This window comes from Streptococcus sp. STC1396 (assembly GCF_058933875.1).
The window spans coordinates 1-1,906 of the sequence record NZ_JBZYCU010000048.1 but is presented as its reverse complement, the minus strand read 5'-3'; the positions used below and the strand labels follow the sequence as shown (position 1 = coordinate 1,906).

1 protein-coding gene and 1 pseudogene are annotated in these 1,906 nt (G+C 39.0%); one reads left to right on the top strand and one right to left on the bottom strand.

Annotated features, from left to right (window positions below; genetic code table 11):
• Nucleotides 1-544 (bottom strand): annotated as a pseudogene (locus AC5FEC_RS10330) (transposase family protein); the annotation flags it as partial.
• A 245-nt stretch (nucleotides 545-789) separates the two neighbouring features.
• On the opposite strand from AC5FEC_RS10330, the gene AC5FEC_RS10325 reads away from it, so the two are divergent.
• A complete protein-coding gene (locus AC5FEC_RS10325; protein WP_493662110.1) occupies nucleotides 790-1,755 on the top strand; it encodes a ribose-phosphate diphosphokinase in 966 nt (321 codons plus the stop codon).
• Nucleotides 1,756-1,906: the final 151 nt, after the last annotated feature.

The window sequence follows — 1,906 nt, the reverse complement described above, 5'->3', positions numbered from 1 at the left end:
AAAATCCTGCGCAATGAAGCTCATCTTTCCCTTCTTGAAGCCAGCTGAAACAGTCTCTCCCCAGACTGTTTCACTCCCAAGACATGTGAGTTGGAAGATAAGATAAATCTGTCTTGAATTTAAACTCCTTTAGTTTTCGAATAACTGTGGACGTGGAAACAGCTAAGCTTTCAGCGATGTCGGTCATAGAAAGCCTCTCCATCAGTTTTTGAGCGATTTTCTGGTTGACGATGGTTGCAATTTGGTGATTCTTCTTGACTAAGGAAGTTTCTGCGACAGCCATTTTTCCGCAATCCTGACAGCGGAAGCGCCGTTTTCTCAATCGAATCAGCGTTTTGTATCCCGCGCACTCTAAATAGGGAATTTTCGATTCTTTTTGGAAGTCATATTTAGCCATTTTTCCTTGACAGTGAGGGCATTTAGGAGCAGGATAATCTAGCTTAGCGATGATTTCCTTGTGTGTTCCAGCATCTACATAATCTAAAATAGTGATGTTAGGGTCTTTGATTTCCAGTAAGTTTGTGGTAAAATTTAATTGTTCCATAAGATTCTTTCTAATGATGGTTTGATCGCTTTTCATTATAGGTCTTATGGGACTTTTTTTCTACAACAAAATAGGCTCCATAATCCCTGCGGTGGATTTACCCACTACAGAAATTATAGAGCCGTTTTTTGTTGCACTATATTTTACAATTTATCAATTGAAAAATAGGCAAAAAAGGGTTACAATGGTAATTGGAAAACTTGTAACAGATACAATAAAAGACGATTTAGAATCTGGAGGAAATCATGTCTTTTTCTGATTTAAAACTCTTTGCTCTTTCTTCTAATCAAGAATTAGCGCAGCGTGTTGCTCAAGAGATTGGATTGCCACTTGGGAAAGCAACTGTCCGTCAGTTCTCTGACGGGGAGATTCAAGTGAATATTGAAGAATCTATCCGCGGGAAACACGTCTTTATTTTGCAGTCTACCAGCTCGCCAGTCAATGATAATTTAATGGAAATTTTGATCATGGTAGATGCTTTGAAGAGAGCTAGTGCAGAATCTATCAATGTGGTAATGCCCTACTATGGTTATGCTAGACAGGATCGAAAAGCTCGTGCTCGTGAGCCGATTACATCTAAATTAGTTGCTAATATGCTGGAGATTGCTGGAGTTGACCGTTTGTTGACCATTGATTTGCATGCTTCTCAAATTCAAGGGTTCTTTGATATTCCTGTTGATCATTTGATGGGGGCCCCTTTGATTGCTGATTATTTTGAACGTCGTGGTATGATTGGGAATGATTATGTGGTGGTTAGTCCGGATCATGGCGGTGTGAGTCGGGCCCGTAAATTGGCAGAATTTCTCAAAACATCAATTGCTATTATCGATAAACATCGCAGTGTTGATAAAATGAATACTAGTGAAGTCATGAATATCATTGGTAAGGTTGCAGGCAAAACATGTATCCTGATTGATGACATGATTGATACGGCAGGAACGATTTGTCATGCGGCAGATGCCCTAGCAGAAGCTGGTGCAGTTGAAGTCTATGCTAGCTGTACCCATCCTGTCTTATCTGGTCCAGCTATGGAAAATATTCAAAAATCTGCTATTAAAAAGTTGATTGTTTTGGATACGATTTACCTTCCTGAAGAACGATTGATTGATAAGATTGAGCAGATTTCCATCGCTCATCTGTTAGCAGAAGCGATCGTTCGTATTCATGAAAAACGTCCTCTCTCTCCATTATTTGAAAGCGAAAAAAAATAAACTATTTAATAGACTTATAATTATGGCTCTATAATTTCTGTAGTGGGTAAATCCACCGCAGGGATTATGGAGCCTATTTTGTTGTAGAAAACATACTAAGATTAGTAGTGAAGAAATCTCCGACGGGAGAGAGTACTCACTACTTTTTCTT